Origin of the sequence: Variovorax sucrosi, assembly GCF_051216635.1 — a bacterium.
Taxonomy (GTDB): Bacteria; Pseudomonadota; Gammaproteobacteria; order Burkholderiales; family Burkholderiaceae_C; genus Variovorax.
In genome coordinates, this window is record NZ_JBPJZU010000020.1 from 1 (window position 1) to 1,775 (window position 1,775).

The following is a 1,775-nucleotide window of genomic DNA, read 5'->3' on the forward strand; positions in this document are numbered from 1 at the left end:
CTCACGCTGCCCACCGGCCTGAGCTTGAGTTACAGCTACGACGCAGCCCACCGCCTGACCGGCTGGAGCAACAACCGCGGCGAGAGCGGCAGCTTCACCCTCGACGCCATGGGCAACCGCACGGGCGAGCAGATTCTCAACAGCGCGGGCGCCATCGCCTGGACCACCGCGCGCACCGTCAACAACATCAACCGCCTGACCGCCCAGACCGAAGGCTCGAACCAGACGAACACCTTCGGCTACGACGCCAACGGCGAGCGCATCCGCGAGACCAACGGCCTGAACCAGAGCACCCAGTACGGCCTGGACGGCCTGCGCCGGGTCAAGACCCTGACCAACGCCGCCAACGCCAGCGCCGCCCTCAGCTACAACGCACTCGACGCCGTCACGCAGGCCAGCGACTTCAACGGTGTGGCCACCAGCTACGCCCGCGATGCCCAGGGCAACGCCACCGCCGAGAGCAGCGCCGACATCGGCGCCCGCAGCACCGCCTACGACGCACTGGGCCTGCCCAGCCAGATCGTCGATGCGCTGGGCCAGGCCACCACCATCCAGCGCGACGCCCTGGGCCGCCCGACGCGACTGAGCTTCGCCGACGGCAAGATCACCACGCTGCGCTACGACCTCACCGGCGGCAACTACAACGCCGCAGGCGCCGCCAATGCCAGCATCGGGTACCTCAGCGAGATCCAGGACCGCTCAGGCACCACCAGCTACCAGCGTGACGCCTTCGGCCGCGTGATCCGCAAGACCCAGGCACTGGTCAACGGCGCAGTCGGCACCGGCAGCTACAGCTACAACGCCGCCGGCCTGCTCAGCGCCACCCAGTACCCCGGAGGCGCCGATCACCTCCTGCAGCACGTGTACGACGCCACCGGCCGGCTCACCGCCATGAACTGGAAGGGCCAGCCACTGATCACCGGCATCACCTGGAACCCGATGGGCCAGCCCACCGGCTGGACCTGGGCCTTCGGTGCCGTCAGCGGCCTCAATGGCGTCAATCAGACCACCACGCGCAGCTACGACACCGCCGGGCGCCTGACCAACGTCACCGCCGGTGGCCAAACCGTGCTGGGCTACGTCTACGACGCGGCCAGCCGCATCACCTCGCTGAGCCAGCTGCTGACCGAGCCGGTGACCCCGAACGACCCCAACACCGCCGTCACGACGACCCTGCGCAGCTGGCTGGCCGGCTACGACGCCACGGGCCGGCTCACCAGCCTCAACCAGAGCGGCACCGGTGCCCCGGTCGACACCGCCGGCTTCAGCTACGACGCCAACGGCAACCGCAGCGCCAGCACACGGGTCGTCGGCGGCACCACCACCAGCCGCAGCTACAGCGTCAGCGCCAACCAGCTCACCGGCTTCAGCCAGGTCATCGGCAGCACGAGCACCAGCGTGGTCTATGGCTACAACGCCAACGGCGACATGACAGGCGATGGCCTGCGCACCTACACCTACGACGCCGAAGGGCGCCTGAGCACGGCGACCACGGGCGCCACCGACTACAGCCCGACCACGCGCTACGCCCACAACGCGCTGGGCCAGCGGGTCTTCAAGACCGAGCCGCAGTACCCACCGGCCGAAGGTGACGAGACCGATGCGGGCTTCATGCAGGGCCTGCTCAACTTCTTCAAGCAGCTGTGGAGCCCGGCCACCCGCCAGGCCGAGGCGCTGGGCTATGTGTTTGCCTACGACGAGCAGGGCAGCCTGATCGGCGAGTACGGCCTGGGCGGGGCGCACAGCGCGGGCACCAAGCAGTACGTGTACCTGCC

The 1,775-nt window shown here is 69.2% G+C and carries 1 pseudogene; it reads left to right on the forward strand.

Annotation, left to right across the window (positions count from 1 at the left end):
* Positions 1 to 1,775, forward strand: a pseudogene (locus ACSFBE_RS23830) (hypothetical protein); the annotation flags it as partial.